This is a genomic window from Streptomyces sp. NPDC007896 (assembly GCF_042959425.1).
GTDB lineage: Bacteria > Actinomycetota > Actinomycetes > Streptomycetales > Streptomycetaceae > Streptomyces.
Window position 1 is genome coordinate 134,073 of record NZ_JBIBKX010000008.1, and the last position, 21,240, is coordinate 155,312.

Annotated in this window: 18 protein-coding genes and 2 pseudogenes; 10 read left to right on the forward strand and 10 right to left on the reverse strand. The window is 68.8% G+C overall.

Annotated features, from left to right (window positions below; genetic code table 11):
* Positions 1–109 precede the first annotated feature (109 nt).
* Together ACFZDJ_RS25860 and ACFZDJ_RS25865 are read left to right on the forward strand one after the other, a co-directional pair.
* The gene (locus tag ACFZDJ_RS25860; protein ID WP_391061936.1) at positions 110–958 is read left to right on the forward strand and encodes an aldo/keto reductase; all 849 of its coding nucleotides are present in this window, start codon (positions 110–112) and stop codon (positions 956–958) included.
* Positions 959–1,125: 167 nt separating this feature from the next.
* Complete coding sequence (locus ACFZDJ_RS25865) at positions 1,126–2,238, forward strand: serine hydrolase (protein ID WP_391061939.1); 1,113 nt, start codon at positions 1,126–1,128, stop codon at positions 2,236–2,238.
* Between the two features lie 310 nt (positions 2,239–2,548).
* Here ACFZDJ_RS25865 and ACFZDJ_RS25870 read toward each other — a convergent pair whose 3' ends face one another.
* From ACFZDJ_RS25870 to ACFZDJ_RS25880, 3 genes are all read right to left on the reverse strand, one after another.
* Positions 2,549–3,469, reverse strand: coding sequence for a zinc-binding dehydrogenase (locus ACFZDJ_RS25870; RefSeq protein ID WP_391061942.1), 921 nt, complete (start codon positions 3,467–3,469; stop codon positions 2,549–2,551).
* 57 nt (positions 3,470–3,526) lie between these two features.
* On the reverse strand, positions 3,527–3,943 hold the full coding sequence (locus ACFZDJ_RS25875; protein ID WP_391061945.1) for a (4Fe-4S)-binding protein: 417 nt from the start codon (positions 3,941–3,943) through the stop codon (positions 3,527–3,529).
* A gap of 368 nt (positions 3,944–4,311) precedes the next feature.
* Complete coding sequence (locus ACFZDJ_RS25880) at positions 4,312–4,914, reverse strand: hypothetical protein (RefSeq protein ID WP_391061948.1); 603 nt, start codon at positions 4,912–4,914, stop codon at positions 4,312–4,314.
* Positions 4,915–5,431: 517 nt separating this feature from the next.
* Between ACFZDJ_RS25880 and ACFZDJ_RS25885 the strand changes: the two genes are divergently transcribed.
* Positions 5,432–5,743, forward strand: a complete 312-nt coding sequence (locus tag ACFZDJ_RS25885; protein ID WP_390940289.1) for a hypothetical protein — start codon at positions 5,432–5,434, stop codon at positions 5,741–5,743.
* 273 nt (positions 5,744–6,016) lie between these two features.
* On the opposite strand, the pseudogene ACFZDJ_RS25890 reads toward ACFZDJ_RS25885, so the two are convergent.
* A pseudogene (locus ACFZDJ_RS25890) lies at positions 6,017–6,660 on the reverse strand (hydrolase); the annotation flags it as partial.
* A 317-nt stretch (positions 6,661–6,977) separates the two neighbouring features.
* Between ACFZDJ_RS25890 and ACFZDJ_RS25895 the strand changes: the two are divergent.
* From ACFZDJ_RS25895 to ACFZDJ_RS25905, 3 genes are all read left to right on the forward strand, one after another.
* Positions 6,978–7,445, forward strand: a complete 468-nt coding sequence (locus ACFZDJ_RS25895) for a MarR family transcriptional regulator (RefSeq protein WP_391061950.1) — start codon at positions 6,978–6,980, stop codon at positions 7,443–7,445.
* 328 nt (positions 7,446–7,773) lie between these two features.
* Positions 7,774–8,877 carry a CE1758 family FMN-dependent luciferase-like monooxygenase gene (locus ACFZDJ_RS25900; protein ID WP_391062502.1) on the forward strand — a complete coding sequence of 368 codons (1,104 nt, stop codon included), beginning with the start codon at positions 7,774–7,776 and terminating at the stop codon, positions 8,875–8,877.
* A 138-nt stretch (positions 8,878–9,015) separates the two neighbouring features.
* A complete protein-coding gene (locus ACFZDJ_RS25905; RefSeq protein WP_390940294.1) occupies positions 9,016–9,450 on the forward strand; it encodes a tetratricopeptide repeat protein in 435 nt (144 codons plus the stop codon).
* Here the strand turns inward: ACFZDJ_RS25905 and ACFZDJ_RS25910 are convergent.
* Positions 9,369–10,061: a MarR family transcriptional regulator gene (locus ACFZDJ_RS25910; RefSeq protein ID WP_391061953.1), complete on the reverse strand. Its 693-nt coding sequence runs from the start codon at positions 10,059–10,061 to the stop codon at positions 9,369–9,371. The genes ACFZDJ_RS25905 and ACFZDJ_RS25910 overlap by 82 nt on opposite strands.
* 579 nt (positions 10,062–10,640) lie before the next feature.
* Here ACFZDJ_RS25910 and ACFZDJ_RS25915 point away from each other — a divergent pair.
* Positions 10,641–11,453, forward strand: a complete 813-nt coding sequence (locus tag ACFZDJ_RS25915) for an RICIN domain-containing protein (protein WP_391061956.1) — start codon at positions 10,641–10,643, stop codon at positions 11,451–11,453.
* Between the two features lie 130 nt (positions 11,454–11,583).
* Here the strand turns inward: ACFZDJ_RS25915 and ACFZDJ_RS25920 are convergent, their stop codons facing one another.
* Together ACFZDJ_RS25920 and ACFZDJ_RS25925 are read right to left on the reverse strand one after the other, a co-directional pair.
* Positions 11,584–12,795: an extracellular solute-binding protein gene (locus ACFZDJ_RS25920; RefSeq protein WP_391061959.1), complete on the reverse strand. Its 1,212-nt coding sequence runs from the start codon at positions 12,793–12,795 to the stop codon at positions 11,584–11,586.
* A gap of 50 nt (positions 12,796–12,845) precedes the next feature.
* On the reverse strand, positions 12,846–13,070 hold the full coding sequence (locus tag ACFZDJ_RS25925; RefSeq protein ID WP_391062546.1) for a hypothetical protein: 225 nt from the start codon (positions 13,068–13,070) through the stop codon (positions 12,846–12,848).
* Between ACFZDJ_RS25925 and ACFZDJ_RS25930 the strand changes: the two are divergent.
* Positions 12,972–13,277: pseudogene (locus tag ACFZDJ_RS25930) on the forward strand (UxaA family hydrolase); the annotation flags it as partial. The gene ACFZDJ_RS25925 and the pseudogene ACFZDJ_RS25930 overlap by 99 nt on opposite strands.
* A gap of 223 nt (positions 13,278–13,500) precedes the next feature.
* On the opposite strand, the gene ACFZDJ_RS25935 reads toward ACFZDJ_RS25930, so the two are convergent.
* Positions 13,501–14,928, reverse strand: coding sequence for an alkaline phosphatase family protein (locus tag ACFZDJ_RS25935; RefSeq protein ID WP_391061963.1), 1,428 nt, complete (start codon positions 14,926–14,928; stop codon positions 13,501–13,503).
* Between the two features lie 216 nt (positions 14,929–15,144).
* Entirely contained in the window at positions 15,145–15,882 is a 738-nt protein-coding gene (locus ACFZDJ_RS25940; RefSeq protein ID WP_391061966.1) for a methyltransferase, read from the reverse strand.
* 285 nt (positions 15,883–16,167) lie between these two features.
* Here ACFZDJ_RS25940 and ACFZDJ_RS25945 point away from each other — a divergent pair, with 285 nt between their 5' ends.
* Both ACFZDJ_RS25945 and ACFZDJ_RS25950 read left to right on the forward strand, forming a co-directional pair.
* Complete coding sequence (locus ACFZDJ_RS25945; RefSeq protein WP_391061968.1) at positions 16,168–18,093, forward strand: cellulase family glycosylhydrolase; 1,926 nt, start codon at positions 16,168–16,170, stop codon at positions 18,091–18,093.
* Positions 18,094–18,200: 107 nt separating this feature from the next.
* Positions 18,201–19,391, forward strand: coding sequence for an MFS transporter (locus ACFZDJ_RS25950; RefSeq protein WP_391061971.1), 1,191 nt, complete (start codon positions 18,201–18,203; stop codon positions 19,389–19,391).
* A gap of 47 nt (positions 19,392–19,438) precedes the next feature.
* On the opposite strand, the gene ACFZDJ_RS25955 is transcribed toward ACFZDJ_RS25950, so the two are convergent.
* Positions 19,439–21,169 carry an IclR family transcriptional regulator C-terminal domain-containing protein gene (locus ACFZDJ_RS25955; RefSeq protein ID WP_391061974.1) on the reverse strand — a complete coding sequence of 577 codons (1,731 nt, stop codon included), beginning with the start codon at positions 21,167–21,169 and terminating at the stop codon, positions 19,439–19,441.
* Positions 21,170–21,240: the final 71 nt, after the last annotated feature.

A 21,240-nucleotide genomic window follows, 5' to 3' on the forward strand; every position in this document is an offset into this window, starting at 1 on the left:
CGCTCCGCCGCTCCGGCAGACGGCCCGCGACGGCCAGAGCGCCGGAGCGGCACGGTCCACCGATGGCCTCAGCTGTTCCCGACCTCAGCTGTTCCCGAAAGGAAATCCCATGCAGTCCGTCATCCTCAACAACGGCGTCGAAATGCCGATCCTCGGTTTCGGCGTCTTCCAGATCCCGCCGGAGCACACCGAGCAGGCGGTTACCGACGCCCTCGCCGTCGGCTATCGACTGCTCGACACCGCCGCCGCCTACCTCAACGAGGAGGCCGTCGGCCGAGCCATCAAGAACAGCGGCATCCCGCGCGAGGACCTGTTCGTCACCACCAAGGTGTGGATCCAGGACGCCGGTGAGGAGAACACCGAGCGCGCCTTCGAGACTTCGCTGCGCAAGCTCGGCCTTGACCACCTCGACCTGTACCTGATCCACCAGCCCTTCGGCGACGTCCACGGCTCCTGGCGGGCCATGGAGAAGCTGGCCGGCAAAGGCCGCATCAAGGCGATCGGCGTCGCCAACTTCCAGCCCGACCGACTAGTCGACCTCATCGTCAACAACGACGTCACGCCCGCGGTCAACCAGATCGAGACCCACCCGTTCTTCCAGCGCGCCACCGACCAAGAGGTCATGCGCGAGCACGGGGTCCAGATCCAGTCGTGGGGCGGGTTCGCCGAAGGCCGCAACAACCTCTTCACGCACCCACTCCTGAGCGAGATCGCCGCCAAGCACGCCAAGTCCGTGGCACAGGTCGTGCTCCGCTGGCTGTCCCAGCGCGGCATTGTCGCGATCCCCAAGTCGGTCCGCGCCGACCGTATGGCGGAGAACATCGACGTCTTCGACTTCGAGCTCACCGACGACCAGATGGCGTCCATCGCCGACCTGGACACCGGCAAGTCGCTGTTCTTCGACCACCGTGACCCGGCCATGGTCAGCCGACTCGCCGGCCTCCGCATCCACGACTGACCCGGCGGGCGGCCCCGCCGCCACCTCACCACGCTCATGGCCGACGCGACCGGGAGCAGCGGATGGCGACGGGTGAACTCGACGCCCGTAAAGACAAACCCACCGCTGCGGCGTCGTAGCGGATATTCGGTTGACCGCGGTGGTGGGGGGCGGGCTAAGTTCCGCGCATGGCCGAGCTTCAGGGTTCGTACGACGATCTGTTCTCCGCAGTACCCGGCGCACTCGCCGAGTTGCTGGACGCCGGGGACGTGGGCGCCTCGGTGGCGGTCTTCGTGGACGGTGAGCCGGTGGTGGACGTCTGGGGTGGATTCACCGACACGGACCGCACGGTCCCCTGGCAGCGCGACACGATCGCGGGCGTCTGGTCGGTCACCAAGACGATGACGGCGCTGTGTGCCCTCGTCCTTGCCGACCGCGGCGAACTCGACCTGACCGCGCCCGTCGCCCGGTACTGGCCGGAGTTCGCCGCGGCGGGCAAGGACGGGGTACTGGTGCGGCACCTGCTGGCGCACACCGCGGGCCTGCCCGAATGGGACGGGCCGACGACGGCCGAGGATCTCTACGACTGGCCGTCCGCCACGGCGCGGCTCGCCGCGCAGGCTCCGTGGTGGGAGCCGGGCACCGCTGCCGGATACCACTCGCTCACCCAGGGGTTCCTCGTCGGCGAGGTCGTGCGCCGGATCACCGGCCGCACCCTGGGAGAGTTCTTCGCCGACGAGGTGGCCGGGCCGCTGGGCGCGGACTTCCACATCGGACTGTCCGCCGAGCACGACCACCGGGTCGCGCTCTCGATCCCGCCACTGTCGCGCGACGAGGACTACGTCTCGAGCGCGCCCGGCAAGACCGCGACCCCTACCGCCGGAGGTGGGATACGGGTCCGTGACGGGAACAGCGTCGCTTGGCGGCGCGCGGAGATCCCGGCAGCGAGCGGATTCGGCAATGCCCGCTCGGTCGCGCTCGTGCAGTCGGTGATGGCGTGCGGCGGAGCGGTGCGTGGGGTGCGGCTGCTGTCGCAGGCGGGCTGCGACCTCGCGTGGGAGGAACAGTTCCGCGGCGAGGACCGCCTCCTGGGTATGCCGATGCGCTACGGCATGGGGTACGGCCTGTTCTGCAACACCTACGGCTGGAGCGGCTGGGGCGGCGCGACGGTCATGATCGAACCCGACGCGCGCATGGCGGTGTCGTACGTGCCGAACCAGATGCGCGAGCCCGGGGACGACTACCGGGGCCTCGAGGTCGTGATGGCGGCCTACGACGGGCTCAAGGGCCTGCGTGCCTGACTTGCCGTCGGGCGCGCCTCGGGCTCCGGCGGAGGTCGGGTATCCGACCCGACCGACGCCTGCGCAAGGGGCTTCGAACCGCGTCCCTCCTGACTCCCCGCGCACCCGGGCGATCGTCGAGTCCCGGCAGCGTCGAAGGCGGGGTCCGTGGCGTTGACGCGGGTGGCGGTGTTCCGCTGTGAAACGCAGGCCGGAAACAAGGACATCGCAATCACCGTCGGCACGCCGGAGCCACCTGGCGGTGCGGGGGCTCGGGTACGTGGACGGGGCGGCCGTTGGGTTCTGGGTGGCTGTGCCGGGGAGCGTGTCCCTATGCGGGCAGCAGGACGATCTTGCCGCCCAGGTGCCCCGCCTGGCTGACCTGCAGCGCGTCCGCCGCCTCCTCCAAGGGGAAGGTACGCCAGATCGGAACCCGCAGCCGTCCCTCCTTCATGAGGTTCAGAATGTCCCGAAGGGCTTGGGCACCGCTCTCTCCCGGCACGCTCATGTGGACCTGGATGCCGGTGTCCGCGGCGTCGAACGCCACGAGGGTGAGGACGCGCGCCGGGCCCCCCGCGAGTTCGATCGAGTCCGGGATCTCACCGCGGCCGGAGGCGTCGAGGACCGCGTCGACGCCCTGGGGAGCGATGGCCCGTACGCGGTCGACGAGCCCCTCTCCGTACGTGACAGGTTCCGCGCCGAGTGAGCGCAACTGTTCGTGGTTGGACTCGCTCGCGGTGCCGATCACCCGCGCGCCACGGGCCACCGCCAGCTGCACGGCGAACGTGCCCACCCCGCCGGCGGCAGCATGAACCAGCAGCGTCTCCCCCTTGGCGATCTCGAGCTTGTTGAGCACCTCCCAGGCGGTGATGCCCGGACCGGCCAGGCTCCCCGCCACCTCCCAGGGGACGGAAGCCGGCTTGGCGACCAGCACGGCAGGGTCGGCGAGCGCGGACTGAGCGTAGGAAGGGGTGATGGACGCCCCCAGCACCTCGTCACCCACCTCGAAAGCGGTCACCCCGTCTCCGACCTGGTCGACCACGCCGGCCACGTCGGACCCGAGACCCGCCGGAAGATCGAGAGGCATCACCTGGCTCATATAGCCATGGAGGATCTTCCAGTCGATCGGATTGACACCCGCGGCCCGCACCGCGAGCCGTACCTGGCCGGGGCCCGGGGTGGGCGACGGCACATCCACAACACTCAGCACATCGGTGCTGCCGTACTCGGAGAACTGCACTGAGAGAGACATCTGCTTCGGCTCCAAGCTGTCAAGGGCAACTACTTGTGCGGGGCGGGCACGACGGCATCACTCACCGCACGGCCCCGAGTGATCGCAGTACGGCTGGCGGCCGCTCCGTCCGCAGGCGCACAGGATCGCTCTGGTCTCGGCGCGCGGGCCTTCTGCGGTGTCCACGCTCAACTCGCCGCGCACGGTCAGCTGCCCGGCAGCGTTACGGGTGAGGCGCGTGGGCCGGTCCGGAATCTCTGTCCCGCCGTCGGTGAGTTCGTACCGCAGCGCGCCCGAGGGGCAGCGCCGCACCACTTCGGCCAGGCGGTCGGCGGCGGCACCGTCCGGCTGGATCCACGGGCGCTTGGCCGTGTCGAAGACTTCCGGCAGGCAATGGACGCATTCGGCGGCGTGCAGGCAGCGCCCCGCCTCGAAGGTGACGGTGATCGACTGCCCCTCGTAGGCCTTGATCTCATTTGCGCCGCGGACCGCCATACGTCCTCCTCTTGGACCTGATCCCGCTCAACTGCACGGAAGCCCGGCCGGCCAGGCCACCACACTAACCCCATCCAGTTGATGCATCAACTTATCCTCGCCGTCCATGCCCCCGCTCGCAGCCATGCTCACCGCAGTGCAACCACTCGGCAATGCCGAGGAGCGGGAGTGAGCCCCCAGATGCCAACCGAACCACCGCAGTCATCACCACCACCCGAACCGGCCGCACCGCACCCAGGGGCCCGAGTCCGCGTGCTCACGACCTCGCCCACGGCGCAGCAGGCCGCCCAGGTCGAGGTGAGCCTCACCGAACCCTGGGCCCCCGCGAGGCCGCCCTCGTCGCGGAGAGTGAGGTCGCCACCGCGCTGCTACAGCTGTGGTTGCAGCTGCGCGACTTGCCACGCGTGGACACCGACAACGAGCGCGGGGCGGTGGATCTGCGGCTGGAAGACGGCGTCGGACGCCCGGTCAAACGGGGCGTCGTGATGCTGGACAGTCAGGATGGGCCCATCGCCATCACCATCGACCCTGGCACCCGACGCTTCCGCCTCGGCGGCCTGAGTCCTGGCGTATACCGGCTGACCGCCCAGGCCGGCCAGGACGGCACCGGGACAGCCGAACTGTCTGTGCGGCCCGGCCAGGTCACCCGGCACGCCGTCACCCTCGACGGTGAGTCCGAAACGGCGACGACATCCCTCCGGCTGAACATCGGTGACCACTACGAGGTCACGGTCACTGTCACGGACGCCGACACCGGAGCCGACCTCAGCACCCACGGCCTTCAAGCCCGACGGGGCATCGTCGAACTCGACGGCCTTCCCGTCGGGCGACAACGGCATGAGCCGACGGGCGAGCGGGTGGCCCGGATCAGCGACACCATCGTGGTCAAAGTCGCGGCGTTCAGGGCTCGTCGGCAGCATCAACACCACCCAGACCGTCCGGACGGCAGCCGACATCACGGAGCTGTTCACCGAGGGCACCCCGCACAGCATCAGTGGCCCCTGGGCACAGGCGAAGATCTCGTTCGAGCTCGCCCAGCCGGTCGAAGACCTGTTCGTCAAGGACGGCCCCGTAGCCATCGGGGAAGAGCCGGGCACTATCACCCCGGTCGACTTCCAGCAGATCGTGGCGCACGAGTTGGGGCACGCTCTGTGCCTGACCCATGTCTGCTCCCCTCCTGAGCGGCCCGAGCCGGGAACCTTCTTCAACCGGCCGTGCCAGACAGGTGACGAACAGTTCCTCATGTACTCCTAGCGGGAACTGTGCCCACACCCATCGAGGACACCGTGCTGCAGATGCTTCCCGCGACCGACTGGCCACCCGGCTTGGCGCAGGCGTTCGAATAACTGGGACCGGAGGCCGTGAACGCAGCTTGTGAGGCAGCCCTGGGCACGTACGTCGGACCGCGGCCGAAGATCCGTACGAACGCAGCCGCCAGCGTCGGCGAGATCGACAGCGCGCAGGCCCACAAAACGCTTGGCTCTGTTGGTGACCGACTCCGACGACGGTGTCGCCACGCAAGCGCTGCGGGCCGTGGGGCGGCTCGGTGATCCCGAGTTGGTCGCGCGCGCCGCGATCATGGTAGGGCGGCCCGGTACGAGCCCACTGCTCGCGGCCGAGGCGGTCGATGTGCTGACCAAGACGCCCGCTGAGGACGCGGGCCGGGAAGTACTCGACGCCTATCGTGCTGTCGTCGACGAATCCTCTCCGCCGCACCGCCGTCACCCGCAGGTGAGCGCGGCGCTCGAACGCAACCGACAAAGCGCCCCTGCTGCGTTACCGCGTTCCGAAGCCACATAGGACGTGCTCCCTTGCCGGGGCAGCTTGGCCGTACGTTCGGGTGCGCTCAGTGAGCCGAGCATCCGCATCAGGCGGAGCAGATCGCGTCGAAAGCAGCGTGCTGTTACCTCGGGCTGTGTCACGATCCCACCCGCAGCCGCCCCGATGGACCGGCATGTCGCGGCCGCCGCCGCGGGTGAAGCTGTTCCGACGGGAGAACCTCCGGGGGCGTCGGCACGTCGTGCCAGGCATGAGGCAGATCAGTCGTCGGTCGCGAATCACGCTCCACGGGCAGCGCGAAGAACCCTTCGGCGAGGCGAGAGGCTGCACCTCCCACCCGAAGGCGACACCGCCGTACTCCGCCTGACCTAGGCCACCGCCGGCACGGTTCCCTCCCGAGCCCAGTCGTGCTCGAGCTCACCCGTCAGGGCCGACCATGCGATCGGAACAACGCCCGCCTGGACCATGCGCCGGACGGCAATGTCATGGGCCTCCTTCGACACACCGCCCGAAGCGTCGGTGACGATATACACCTCGAAACCCTCACCCACGGCCTGTATCGCCGGCATCGCCACACCGATCTCGGTCCAGAGACCGGCGAAGATCAGCTTCTTGCGCCCGGTCGCCTTGACGGCCTCCACAACACGCTCGTCCTGCCAGGTGTTGATGAACGTCCTGTCGATCGGCTTCTGCTCCAGGAACACATCCTGCAATCCCTGGATGAGACAGCCGCCGCGCTCCTCCGCCATGGTCGTCAGAATCGTCGGGACACCGAATTCCTTGGCGGTCTCGGCAAGGCCGATGACATTGTTGACAATCATCGTCGCCTCATGGCTGTTCACGTTGGCGAAATGGAACGGCTGATGGTCGATCAGCACGAGAACGCTCTCCTCAAAGGTCAGCAACGCCTGAAGTCCGACCTTGACTACCGTGCTCATGGGGTCCCTCTCCGAGTGTCCGTGTCTGCGGACATAGGCAGAACGCCGAATATCTCGATGCCGGGAATGCGGTCAGCGATGCCTTGTCTGGCATACGTGTGGTGTTGGGCCGGTCACGCCCGGCTACGACCCACTCAGACCAGTTAGATGATGCATCACCTACATTAACCTAGGCGTTTGATGTGTCAACCAGATGCCTGCACTCTTCCGCCGCCGGAAAAGGAACAGAGCCTGCCGCTGCAACTTCCCGCACTCCGGCCCGCGTACTGCCTCAACATAGGTAGATGAGATGTCAACAATCTCGTTACACTGCACTCATGAACGAGACACCGCGCTGGCTCGACCCCGAGCAGAAGGCCGCTTGGGACAGTTTCATCCGTATGCAGGAGAAGCTGATCGGCCGACTGTCTCGCCGGGTGCAGACCGACTCCAAGATGTCGGCCGCGGACTACATCGTGCTCGCCAATCTCACCGAAGAGGGCGGCGGACGGCTGCGCTTCCTGGATCTGGCCAAGCTGGTGGAGTGGGAGAAGAGCCGCATGTCCCATCAGATCACGCGGATGGCGAAGCGTGGACTCGTGGTCAGGGAGGAATGCCCCGACGACGGACGCGGAGCGTTCATCGTCGCCACCCCGGCCGGCTACGCGGCGATCGAAGCCGCCGCTCCCCTCCATGTCGAGCACGTCCGTCGACTCTTCATCGAAGCCTTGACCCCAGAAGAGCTCAGCACGCTCACCCAGATCTCGAACCGCGTGCTGGAGCACATGGAGAAGCAGTCGGACTGACCGATCGACGTCAGCACAGGGGCGTCGGCCGCATCCGGGTCCACCACGAAGTCGCCGGGATGGTCAGTGATCCACGGGCCCCGGAACGGTTCGCCGGGCGGTCGGCGCGTAGGCCACACATTCGCAAGGCCACACATTTTCGCAAGGCCACACATTCGCAAGGCCGCCTTCGCATGGCCGGGATCGGCCCATCAACCGCCACTGCCTCGCGGTGCGAGATCAGTACACCTCCGAGGGCGGGGACTGCAGCGCGGACAGCCGGAATACCGGCGCCCGGCGTCACGTTCACAGGGTGAGTTGATACATCAACCATACGGAGATGGGTGCGATGCAGTTCGGGATCTTCACCGTCGGTGACGTGACCACCGATCCGACCACCGGCCGGACACCGACCGAGCACGAGCGGATCAAGGCGATGGTGACCATCGCGCAGAAGGCCGAGGAGGTCGGCCTGGACGTCTTCGCGACCGGCGAGCACCACAACCGGCCGTTCGTGCCCTCCTCCCCCACCACCATGCTGGGCTGGATCGCCGCACGCACCGACCGCATCATCCTCTCCACGGCCACCACACTGATCACCACCAACGACCCGGTGAAGATCGCCGAGGACTACGCCATGCTCCAGCACCTCGCCGACGGGCGCGTGGACCTCATGATGGGCCGCGGCAACACCGGCCCTGTCTACCCCTGGTTCGGCAGGGACATCCGCCAGGGCATCAACCTCGCCATCGAGAACTACGCCCTCCTCCACCGCCTCTGGCGCCAGGAAACCGTCGACTGGGAAGGCAAGTTCCGCACACCCCTGCAATCCTTCACTTCCACCCCCCGCCCCCTGGACGACACACCCCCCTTCGTCTGGCACGGCTCCATCCGCTCCCCCGAAATCGCCGAACAAGCCGCCTACTACGGCGACGGCTTCTTCGCCAACAACATCTTCTGGCCCAAAGAACACTTCCAGAAACTCATCAACCTCTACCGCGAGCGCTACGCCCACTACGGCCACGGCACCCCCGAACAAGCCATCGTCGGCGTCGGCGGCCACATCTACATGCACCACAACTCCCAGGACGCCATACGCGAGTTCCGCCCCTACTTCGACCACTCACCCCAGATGGGCGGCGGTCCGTCGCTGGAGCGGTACATGGACGAGACGCCACTGACCGTCGGCAGCCCCCAGCAGGTCATCGACAAGACGCTCACCTTCCGCGAGCACTTCGGCCACTACCAACGCCAACTCTTCAACGTCGACGGCATCGGCATACCCCTCAAAACCGTGCTGGAACAGCTCGACCTCCTCGGCGAAGAAGTCATCCCCGTCCTGCGCAAGGAATTCGCCAAGAACCGACCCGCCGACGTACCCGACGCTCCGACACATACCTCACTGGTCGCCGCCCGCGACGCCGAGCGCATGTCCGCGGGGTCGACCGGCTGAGTCCTCGGACTGGGCGAGAGCCCGCTCGTCATGAACACCAGGCCGAAGTCCTGCGCGCCGTAGAGGACTTCAGCAGCGGCCGTCCGGCTTCCAGAACGCCGGACGGCTGCCGCACACGACTCCAGGAAGGGAAGCGTCATGACCGACAACCTCAACGACTACCAGCCGAACGGCGACGTCGCGGCCGACCGCTGGGCAACCGCCCGGCACCTCTTCGACAAGGGTGTCGGTGTCCCCCACGAGGAGACCACTGTCGAGCGCTGGGAGCGGGCCCAAGCGCGCTTCGAGGCCAAGGAGTACGCCGGGGCCGCCAAGCTGCTCGCCGCCGTGGTCGAGGAAGTCCCCGAACAGACCGGCCCCCGATTGCTGCTGGCCCGCGCGTACTACCACTCCGCGCAACTGCGGCGAGCCGAGGAACAGTTGCGCGAGATCATCGACCGCGACCCGGTCGAGCACTACGCCCACCTGATGCTCGGACGCACCCTGGAACGTCAGGCACGCCACGACGAAGCCGCCCCCTGGCTCCGTATGGCCGCCGCCTTCACGGGCGAACTCCCGACCGACACCATCTGACCGAAGTACATCTCACTCCCTGTCCGCCGAGACGCGTGCGGCTCGAAGCGGCCCGCCCCCCTGGCGCTGGTGGAATCGACCAACGCTGGGCGGTCGCCGCCGACCCATCCACGCATGACCTCCGCGTCGATCGGCCCGAGCGCGGCTCGTCGGGGCGCGCCGGAGTGGGGGACCCGCTCCGGAGAGAGGTGCAGGGTGGGCGGCTCGTGGGTCAGAGTCTCGCCGTGATCGGATGTCCTCACAGGCCAACGGTCCATGGCATCGCAAGGGTTGATCCCGGGCTGGGCCCGATGAATCTCCATGGACAGGCGTCTGACCAGTGTCACCAGGAACTGGGCCTCCACTTCCGACAGTCCGGACAACAGGTCGGCCTCGATCTCTGCCACGCGCTCTTCGAAGGAGGCCAGCAACCGCGTACCGGCATCGGTGGCCACCACCTTGCGCACCCTCCGATCGGCCGGATCAGGTACGCGCTCAACCAGGCCGGCTTCGACGAGCGTGTCGAGCAGATACGTGAGAACCGTTCTGTCGATTGCCAGATGAGTACCCAGCGCCTGCTGGTTCGACGGACCGTGGTGCACTACGGCCGAGAGGATCTGGTAGCCACGCACACCCGCCGGGAGGTCGGCGACCGCCTCCTCGAAGCACGTCTGGTACCCCGCAGGCCGCAAGTCGGCACCCGCACTGCTCCCCGATGATCAGCAGGCGCCGTTCGGCGAGGGCACGGGCGTCGACGTCCTGCACCGGGTGACCTTCGAATCGCCTCGGGAAGAAGTCCTCGACAAGGTGGCGGACGTCGATACGGAACTGGCCGCGTTCATCCGAACCTGTCTGGGCAAGGATCCCGAGCAACGTCCGTTACCCGAGACGGTGTTCAGGACCGCGATCGGGCACCAGTCGGCGGCGCCGACCGGCAGTCCCTCACAAGCCGCACGCAAACGCCCGTCCAAGCGTGCGCCCGTCCACGGCGAGCGGTCCGAGGTCCTTCCCACCGCCGCGTCCTCCGCCCCGCCCGTCGAGTCCCCCGCACCCGGCGCGACAGCCGCCCCTGCCGCATTCAGGAAGCGCGGACGGATGACAGCGGGGGCCGCAGCGGCGGCTGTCCTGGCGCCGCGGGCGTCACCGTGACGCTGCTGCAACAAGGCGACGGCCGGACGACGGCCGCCCCGCGGTCGAGGACGACCCCGGCCGTGACCGGAATCCCGACCCCGACGCCCAGCGGCCCGAAGAACGCGCCCGCCTCCACACCGCCGACGACGGACCGGGCGACGGACAAGCCGTCGACTCCGGCGGACACGCGGAAGTCCACGACGCTGGACCTCCGGTCCGCCGCGTGCGCCGCCGAGATCGCCTCGGGAGCCCACGGCGACTGCGTCAAGGCCCTGCAACTGCTGCTCACCGGCTACGGATTGCACGTCACGGTCGACGGGCAGTTCGAGACGGCGACGGTCACCGCGCTCAAGACCTTCCAGGCCGAGGCCGGGATCGCCGTGAACGGGAAGGCCTGCGCGGAGACCAAGAAGCTGCTGTACGGCATGGCACGCGGGCCGCTGCGGGTCGGTTCGCTGACCGTGGCAGAGAGCGTCGACGCCGCCTCGGTCGCGCGATGTCTCGACGCCCACACCGGGGCCCCGGGCGGGGACGGTCTGGACGTCCAGGTGTGGGCGTGCAATGGCACGGCTGTCCAGAAGTGGGCTCTGCATCGCGTGCCCGCTCAGAGCTCCCAGTACATCGTCGTCAATCAGGACAAACACCGCTGCCTGGACGCCGACCTCGGCACCATCGGCCAGAACGGCCAGAAGATCCGCGCCAGGAACTGCAACGGGCTGAGCGCCCAGCGATGGCGCCTCGGAGCCTCCGGTCCGTCCGGCGGCCGGACACTGGTCAGCATCCCTGACGGCTTCTGCCTGGACGCGGAGGCCGCCTATTCCGGGAAGGACGGTCAGCCGGTCCAGGGCTTCGGATGCGCGGGCAGCACCAACCATGTGTGGACCTGGTCCTGATGTGCATCAGGAGGAGACCTCGCACGCCTACAGGCCCGCCGAGCCTCCGAGGACGAGGTGATGGTCGTACGGGTGCAAGGAACAGAACGACAGATGGCCGTCCAGCCGCGGTGCGCCGAAGAGGTGGCGGTTACTTCTCGTTCAGGATGCTCTTGGTCTTGGCCTGCATGTCGGCGAAGACACTGTCGTCCTTCTGCCCGGCGAAGTAGGCCTCGATCAGAGGCTCGATCGCGTCCTGCAGGGCCGCGCCGTTGCGGAAGTCCGGCGAGGGGTAGAGCTCCTTCTTCTTGAGCATGTCGGTGAAGACCGAGAGATCGACGCCCTGCGCCTTCAGTGCCTTGGCGGAGGAATCCATCGAGGCGGGGATCGACGGGAAGAGGGTGCCGGTCGCCGACGCCTTGGTCTGGCAGGCCTCGGATCCCATGTAGGAGACCCACTTCCAGGCCAGGTCGGGGTTCTTCGTGCCCGCCCAGATCGTGTTCCCGTTGGAATTGCTGAAGACGGCGCGGGTCTTGCCGTCGGAGCCGAGGACCGTGGGACCGATCCCGACCTTGATGTTGGGGATCTTGGTGAAGGTGGACGCCCCCCATGATCCGCCCGTCTCCATCGCGACCTTGCCTGAGGAGAGCAGATCGACGTCGGACACGCTGCTGGTGAACTGACCGATCCTGGGTGCGTATCCCTTCGCCACCAGGGTGCGGATCCAGTCCATGGTCTTCACCAGTCGCGGATCGTTGTAGTTCAACTCGGTCGGCCAGTCGGGCTTGTTGCCGAGCCGCCAGCCCATCGTGGAGACGAAGGAGCTCCAGGTGGTCTGGCCGAGGAAGTCCTTGGCAGCCATCTGACCAAAGCCGTATGTCTTGATGTTCGCCTTGTCGAATCCGGGCTGATCACCGCGTCGGCCTTTGGTGTCGAGGGTCAGATGGGCGATCATCTTGCCGATCGTGCCTCCGTTGTCGAGATTCCAGTCCAGGTTCTGGACGTCCTTGGCGGTGTAACCGGCCTTGGAGAGCATGTCGGTGTTGTAGTAGAGGCCGGTGGCCGCCCAGTCCAGAGGCAGGCCGTACTGCTTGCCGTCGGTGTACTTCCACGAGTCGACTCCGACGGAGAAGCGCGACAGGTCGAAGTTGTCCCTCTTGATGTAGTCGTCCAGCGGGAGCAGTTGATGCTGGTCGGCGTACTGCGGGAAGAACTGGACGCTGTTCTGGAACGCGTCGGGAGCCTTGCCGGCCACGAAGCCGGCGGTGAGCTTGGTGAAGTAGTCCGTGACGCCGTACTGGGAGATCTTCACCGTGACGCCCGGGTTGGCCTTCTCGAAGTCCTTGGCGCAGACCTGTGTCATCAAGCACGTCGGATGCAGTACCGCGCTACGGCCTCAAAACTCACGGTCATTCATATTCCGGATGATTCACCATCGATAACCGTCTTTTTCTCCTCGGAGATGTACCGAGGGGAACTCCCGTCGAGATCGCCGACGGCACGACACCTGCGGTCGAGGACATCGCCGCCGGGTACAAGGTGGCGCCGCACGACATTCCGAAGGACGCTCCGGTCCACACATACGGCGAAGTCATCGGCGTGGCTCTGGCCGACCTCCCCGCGGGCGCGCACGTCCATGCACACAACCTGGGAGCAGGCCGGTGGGAAGAGCCGGTTGCGCATGCGTCGCCGACGCGCACGCAACCGACCGGTGCAGCCCCCGCCCCTGCACGGGACCACTTTCTCGGACACCGCCGGGTGGACGGGCGTGCGGCCACCCGGAACCACATCGTCGTGGTCCCGACCGTGAACTGCTCGGCGACGGTGGCCCGGATGATCGCGCAGTGGGCCGATGACGACGTGGGAACCGAGACGCTCACGATTCTGGAACTCGGCGGCACCGCGCCGACGGTGAACGCGGCGCTCGACCACATCTCGAACTCTGACGACGTATGTGCGCGGCCGCTGAGGTGCCGGCGGCCGCGCCTCCGGGCAGGGCTGACCCCGGAGCCCGCGCATTGCACGGCCGCCGTCACCACCCTGCTCCGGGCCGGGGACGCGCCCGCCGTCAGACGTGCGGCCGGTCTCCCGTCTCCTGGTGCGGGAACCACTGGTCGGCACCCGGAAGGGTGGGTGCGGGCAGTGTCGCCACTTGCTCCTTCGCCTTCTCCAGTCGCTGCGCCGTGTCGTCGGGCAGGAGCGGCGGCAGCGGCTGTGGCTGTGTGAAGCGGAAGGGCGAGGTGAAGTCGCCGAAGGCCGCGCGGCGCCAGGCGCTGATGTTCGGCTCCTCGACGCCGGTGAACTGTTCCAGGAACCGCAGGGCCGAGGTGTGGTCGAAGGCCTCCGAGGCCACCCAGCCACCGACCGTCCAGGGCGAGACGATGATCGCGGGCACTCGGAAGCCGCCTCCGATGGGCAGTCCCTGGACGAACTCGTCAGCGGTTCCGGCCGGAGGCGTCGGCGGCGGCACATGGTCGAACAGGCCGTCGTTCTCGTCGTAGTTCAGGATGAACGCGGTCTTGCCCCAGACCTTCGGGTTGGAGGCGATCGCCTCGATCTTCGACGCGACGAAATCGGCTCCCGCAGCGGGCAGGTAGTCCGGGTGCTCGGACTGGAAGCTCGTCGGCATGATCCAGGAGACGGTCGGCAGCCGGTCGTTGCGCGCGTCGTCCTCGAACGTGCCCTCCGGCTGCGGACGCAGGCCGCGCTCGTACAGGTCGGACCCCGGCAGGGCCGCGCGGAAGTTCGCGAACTGCTCCAGCATGTTGCAGTCGTAGTCGTCGTCCTGCTGGTACACCTTCCAGCTGATCCCGGCCGCCTGGAGCCGTTCCGCGTACGTCGTCCACCGGTACGGCGCCGGGACCGTGTTCGCGATGATCGGCCCGCCCTGTGTACCGCCCGGGTCGATCGTGCCCGTCATCCAGTACAGCCGGTTGGGCCAGGTCGGCCCGAGCACCGAGCAGAAGTAGTTGTCGCAGACGGTGAACGTCTCGGCGAGGGCGAACTGGAAGGGAATGTCCTCCCGGGTGTAGTAGCCCATCACGTACGGGCCGTTGACGCCGTCCGCCTTGCGGTGGGCCGGCAGCCAGCGGTCCATCTTCCCGCCGTTCCACGCCTCGTGCTGCACCGACCAGGCATGGCTGGTGGACGGGATCGTCTGGGCGCTGGACGTGTGGGTGTCGAGGTGGAAGGGGAGCAGATACCCCTTCGGGTTCACGGCGTCGGGCTGGTAGAAGACCGACCGGCCGGTGTCGAGAGCCGGCGCGTCGGGGTCGGCGAAGCCACGGACCCCGGACAGCGTGCCGAAGTAGTGGTCGAAGGACCGGTTCTCCTGCATCAGCATGACGACGTGCTCGATGTCGCGGAGCGAGCCATGTTCCCGCGGCCCGGCCGCGACGGCCTTCTGGACGCTCGGTGGAAGGAGGGAGAGTGCCGCGGCGCCGCCCAGTACACCGGCTGCCGAACCCAGGAGTCTGCGGCGAGTCAACCCTGTCATGAAACACCCCTTCTTGAGGTTCCGTCAGCTCTCCGGCATGCAGATCGGTCCACACGCGGACCGACCTGCTGGATCACTCTGCTCGGAGGCACCGACGTTGGGGCGGAGGCGCACGGTGATCATGGGGACAATGTGCGGCTAAGGGTTGGCCGAGCGATGACCGGCATGGACGGTGATGCAGGGGCACGGGGGTTCACCGGCCCGGCGAGGGCGGCTTCAGTCGGACGTCGGGCGCAGGATCAGGCAGACGAAGCCAAAGGCGTCCCGGTAGACACGAAGCCATTCGGTGCGGTGGGTCGTGGCTGCCGTCAGCGCCTGGGAACTGTCCGGATCGTCGGGGTGGTCCAAGGCCCATGAGGCCAGTGAACCCGTCCATGCCCATTCGTAGTCGTCGAGCTCCCGGCGCGTGCTGATGTGCCCGTCGACGGGTGTCCATCCGTCAGAGATGACGCGGTCCACGGTGGTCGGCAGGTCGGCGAGGTCGCCGAGCATCTCCACGGCGTCGGGGGAAGGCTCGTGTGACCAGAATCCGTCACCGACCAGGACGCGTCCGCCGGGAGCCAGGTGCTTGCGTGCCGCATCGAGGGTGGCGAGCAGGCCGCCGAAGGCATGCGTGGCGCCGACGCTGATCACCAGGTCGAACGTGTGGAGGGCAGCGAAGTCCGCGGCATCCTCGCGATGGAGGACGAGGCGCTCTTGCAGGCCGCGGATGCTCGCGGTCCTCCGCGCATGTGCCAGCGCACTCTCGGAGATGTCGACGCCCTCGGCCCGCAGTCGCGGATGCGTGGTCAGGGCGCGCAGGAGCCACTCCCCGCCACCGCAGCCGAGGTCGAGTACACGGTCGCCGCCTCGCGGGATGCCGCGTTCCAGCAGTCGGCGCACCGAGTCGTCGTCGAGCGGGGCCGCAATCGGATGATCCGCATGGGCAAGTCTGGAGATCTGTTCACGGTTCACCGGCGGAGCCTGGCACGGGCAGAGGCAGCGCGCACCTGCTTTTCCTCCGGGGCCGCACCGAACGGATCCTTTTCCTCCACGGCCGCACCGAACGGATCGGACAGACCCGGCTGCAGTCCATTCACACACCGCCGGCCGCCGCCAATTGTAGGCTGACGGCCGCCGCCAAGACCGGTGACCAGGTCCGGCCTTGATGTCACTCTGGAAGGGCGCCACTCACACAGGCGCCCGTCCCTCGCGACACCGACTCGTCAGCTTCACCCCAGCGCTCCCACAGAGGACCGGATGCCGACCACAAGTAGAATTGTCAAGTACCTGACATCAGCAACGGCGGTTCTCGCGCTGCTGACCACGGCTGCGACGGCGGTCGCCGCCGTCCCGGAGCCCGTCGCCGCCAAGACCCTCCCCCAGGCCACCGCCTCGGCGGCCGACACCTGGCAGCCGCCGCTGTCGACCCAGGGCCGGTACATCGTCGACGCCCGGGGCAATCGGTTCCGGCTGAAGTCGGCCAACTGGGACGGCACACAGGGTTCTTGGACCGGAAGCGGCAGCATCACCGACCCCGCCAACCACCACGCCGGCCAGGACTCCTACGGCATCCCACTCGGCCTCGACCGTGCCCCGTTGCCCGCACTGCTCGCCGACTTCCACGAACTCGGCATCAACAGCATTCGGCTGCCGTTCTCCAACGAGATGATCCACACGACAGCCCCCGTCCCGGACGTGGCCGTCGCCGCCAATCCGCAACTGCGCGGCAGGACACCCCTGCAGATCTACGACGCCGTCGTGGCCGCCCTCACCCAGGACGGGTTCGCGGTCATCCTCAACAACCATACGAACACCTCCCGTTGGTGCTGCGGCATCGACGGCAACGAACGGTGGAACAGCAGCCAGTCCACCCAACAGTGGGCGGACGACTGGGTCTTCATCGCCCGCCGCTACGCCACCGACTCCCGTGTCGTGGGCGCCGACCTGTACAACGAGGTACGCCGCGACGTACTGGACGACCCCAACTGGGGCATGGGCGACGGCCACGACTGGTACGCCGCCGCTCAGCAAACCGCCGACCGCATCCTCACCGAGGTCAACCCCAACCTCCTCATCGTCATCGAGGGCATCAACTGGACCGGCGTACCCGTCGACGGGCTGCCCCACGACCGACCCACCCTCGCCCCCGTGCGCACGCTCTCGCACACCCTCGTGGACGCCCACAAGCTGGTCTACTCCGCCCACTTCTACGGCTACACCGGCCCCCACCACAGCGGCGCCACCGGAATCGGCGAGACCCACGACGCCCGCTACCAGGACCTGACCCGCGACCAGCTGTACCAGGTCCTCGCCGACCAGGCCTTCTTCGTCACCACGGAAGGGCAGCACTACACCGCGCCGGTGTGGATCAGCGAATTCGGCATAGGCGCCAATGAGACGGGCACCGCGGCCCGGACCTGGTTCGGCAACATCACCGACTACTTCGCCGACCATGACGCCGACTTCGCCTACTGGCCCCTGGTCGGCTGGGAGGGCCACGACGACTGGGCCCTGCTGCGCTATGACACCGCCGGGCGACGGTACGGCATCCTCGACCAGGGCGACTGGCGCGGCACCGCCTGGAGCCACCTCATGACCTCTCCCACACGCACCGGGTCCATCACGCCGGTCCCTGTCTGGCGCATGCTCACCACCGACCACGGCGACTACGTGCAGTCTCTGCGGGTACGGGCCGGCGGCGACTGGGATTCGGGGGCCTACAAGGCCGCCTGCCCCGACGGCCTGCGGCTGATCGGCCTCAGCCACACCTCCGGGCGTGGCCTGTGCACCGACACCACCGTCAGCGACCTGCGGGCCGCAGGCAACACCCAGACGGTCGTCACTGACGAACGTCATGTCCCCGCGGGCGGCGACTGGGCCAGTGGATACACCAAGCTCCAGTGCCCCGCCGGGCAGTTCCTCATCGGCTACAGCCGCCGCGGTGACCGCGTGTCGGCGGCCCTGTGCGCGCCCGGCCGCACCCCGCTGGGGGCCACCGGACGGACGGTCTGGTTCGACCGCTCCGACAACCGGCCCGCCGACATGGCGGGCGGCGACTTCGCCTACGGCGCGTACAAGGGCCAGTGCTCCGCCGACGAGTACGCCGCCGGTATCGCCTTCACCACCCGCGTGGGCAGCACCGCGGGCCCCGCCGCCCTGTTGTGCACTCCGCTGAAGCCCTGAGCCTCTCACCGCCCCTCACCTCCGAATCGCCGCAGGTGGGTGTGACAGACGCGCCGCGGCCGCGGCCCGACCGGGCCGGGGCCGTGTGCGGGGTTACCGTCGGCGGCATGGACGGTGATCGTCGAGGGTGGCGCCAGTGTTTTCTCAGCGGGGCGGTGTTCGCCGTGTGCATGGCCGGCACCACGCTGCCGACTCCCCTCTACGGCCTCTACCAGGAGAAGTTCGGGTTCTCCGAACTGACGGTCACCGTCGTGTACGCCGTGTACGCCTTCGGGGTCATCGGCGTGCTGCTGCTGACGGGGAACGCCTCGGACACCGTGGGCAGGCGTCCGGTGCTGCTGTGGGGCCTGGGATTCTCCGCGGCCAGCGCCGTCTGCTTCCTGTGCGCCACGGGACTGGGCTGGTTGTATGCGGGGCGGCTGCTGTCAGGACTGTCCGCCGGTCTGTTCACCGGGGCTGCCACGGCGTACGTGATGGAGTTGGCACCGTACGGCGGCACCTCCCGGGCCACGTTCGTGGCGACGGCCGCCAATATGGGCGGCCTCGGTTGCGGCCCGCTGCTCTCCGGAGTGCTCGCGCAGTACGCCGCCTGGCCGCTGTACCTCACGTTCGCCGTGCACCTCGCCCTGGTGGCCTGCTCGGCCGTCGTCCTGCTGTGGCTGCCGGAGACCGTGCGGGAGCGGCGGCCTCTGAGCACCGTACGGCCGCAACGGCCCGGCCTGCCCGCGCAGGTGCGGGCGGTGTTCGGGCCGGCGGCGATCGCCTCGTTCGCGGGGTTCGCGCTGTTCGGGGTGTTCACGTCGGTCAGCCCGGCGTTCCTCGCGCAGTCGCTGAACGTGCGCAACCACGCGGTGAGCGGACTGGTCGTCGCGCTGGCCTTCTTCGCCTCGACCGCCGGGCAGCTCGCCGTCGGCCGGGTCGGGGTGGGGCGATCGCTGCCCCTGGGCTGCGCGGGACTCCTCGCCGGGCTGGCGCTGCTCGCGGGCGCGCTGCGGTGGGACCTGCTGGCGCTGCTGGTGCTGAGCGCGCTCGTCGGCGGGGGCGGACAGGGGCTGGCGTTTCGCGGGGGGCTGTCCGCGCTGGCCGGGGCGTCTCCCGCGGACCGGCGCGCGGCGGTGATCTCGACGCTGTTCGTGGTGGCCTACGCGGGTATCTCGGTGCCGGTGATCGGTGTGGGGCTCCTGACGGGTCCGATCGGCCTGGAGGGCGCGGGACTGGTGTTCATCGTGTGCATGGCCGTCCTGGTCTCGACCGCGGCGGTGTACCTGCTGCGGCGGCCGGTGCCGGCGAGGACGTGAGCGCGTACGGACGCGGTGACGTGTGACCTGCTCCTGTCTTCGGGGTGTCAGCCCGTCTCCACGGGAATGTGGGCACTCGCGAGGGCCAGGTCGGTTGCGACACGGGCGGCGCACGCGCGCAGAGCGGGCAGCATGACGTCCCGGGTGTGCTCAGGTGACTCCGGGCCGGCGTGCATCGCGACGTTCAGCGCGGCGACGGCGCGCCCGCTCCGGTCCTTGACGGGTACGGCCAGGGAGCGCAGCCCCGCCTCCAACTCCTGCTCGACCAGGGCGAATCCGTCGTCGGCAACTTGGTCGAAGGCCGCGGTGAGCGCCTCGGGCGAGGTGAGCGTGTGCGGGGTCAGGGCTTGCGGGCGGAGAGATCGGATGCGCTCCGGCCACTGGTCCCGCGGCAGGTCCGCGAGCAGGACGCGTCCCATCGAAGTGGCGTAGGCGGGCAGTCGGGTTCCGGGGGTGATGCGGGCGCTGGTGATCTGCCCGGTGGCCACGCGTGCGACGTAGCGCACCTCGGCGCCGTCGAGCACCGCGAGCGAGGCGGACTCCCGTACCTGTGACACCAGATCGGTCAGATGAGGCCGGGCGATGTCGGCGAGGGTCAGCGTGGACAGTCGTGCGTATCCGAGCTCCAGGACACGCGGGCCCGGGAGGAAACGGCGCCCGTGCTGTTCCACGTAGGAGAGTTCACTCAGCGACAGCAGATTGCGCCGGGCGCTCTGATACGAGAGTCCGGCGGCCTCTGCGGCCTCGGCGAGGGTGAGTCCGCCGCGCTGTCCGCCCAGCGCGGTCAGTACGGCCAGGCCCCTGGCCAACGCCTGGAGGAAGGACGGCCCGAGTTCGGGCTTGGCGTCGGCGTAGGCGGGGGCGGCAGCGGGCGGGGCCGCGGGGGGCAGGGGGTACGAGGTGCCGTACAGCGCGTCGGCGATGTCCTGGGCGGCCCGGTTCATCTCGGTCAGGGCGTGGGCACGGAGGTCGTCGGCGCTGTGGCGGCTGGTGTGCGCGAGCACGCTGATCGCACACACGGGCCGGCCGTCGGGGTCGCGCACGGGAACCGCCAGCGCGACCAGCCCCGGGGCGACCAGTTGGTCGTCCAATGCCCAGCCGTTCGCGGCCGCCGCCGTGGTCCAGGACGCGAAGTCGGCTTCCGTCCGCTCGGGGCGGGGAGCCGTGGGGCGCGTGGGGACGGCAGGGAAACCGGCGTCCAGGGGGTCGGCCGCGCGCCGGGCCCGCCAGGCCTCGTGCGTCGGCGGGTCCCAGCCGGTGGCGAGTACGGCTCCGGCGGCGCAGCGCTCGGAGGGCAGCAGGTCGCCGACGCGGAAGCCGAGGGGGATCACCCGGCCGGGCGGGACGGCCGTGCCGACGATGCGCGCGTCGCAGCCGTCGAGGACGATCGCCGAGACCGACTCGTCCAGGGTCCGGGTGAGCCGCTCCAGGCTCGGGCGCAGCGCGCGGGACAGGCCGCTCGCGTCAAGGTAGGCGTTGCCGAACTCCATGAGGCGCGGGGCAAGCACGAGATCGCGGCCCTCGGCACGCAGGTACCCGAGGTGAACCAAGGTGGCCGCGATCCGGTCCACGGCCGAACGGGCCAGGCCGGTGGCGCGGACGAGGTCGCCCGGCCGAACCGCCTCCGCGGAATCGGCCATGACTCGCAGGACGTCCAGACCGCGTTCCAGTGGGCCGACGGCTTCCCCGCGGCCGGCTTCAGGTCCGGCGGCCTGCGACGCGGTGTCCGTGGGCTGCTTCGACGCCCCGGCTTCCGCCCCCGCGACGCCCCGTGCCATGGCCTCTCCTCCCGCGCTTCCCCGCTCGTCGGCGCATGCGGCCGGACCTGTGCGGAGAACGCTACCGGGTC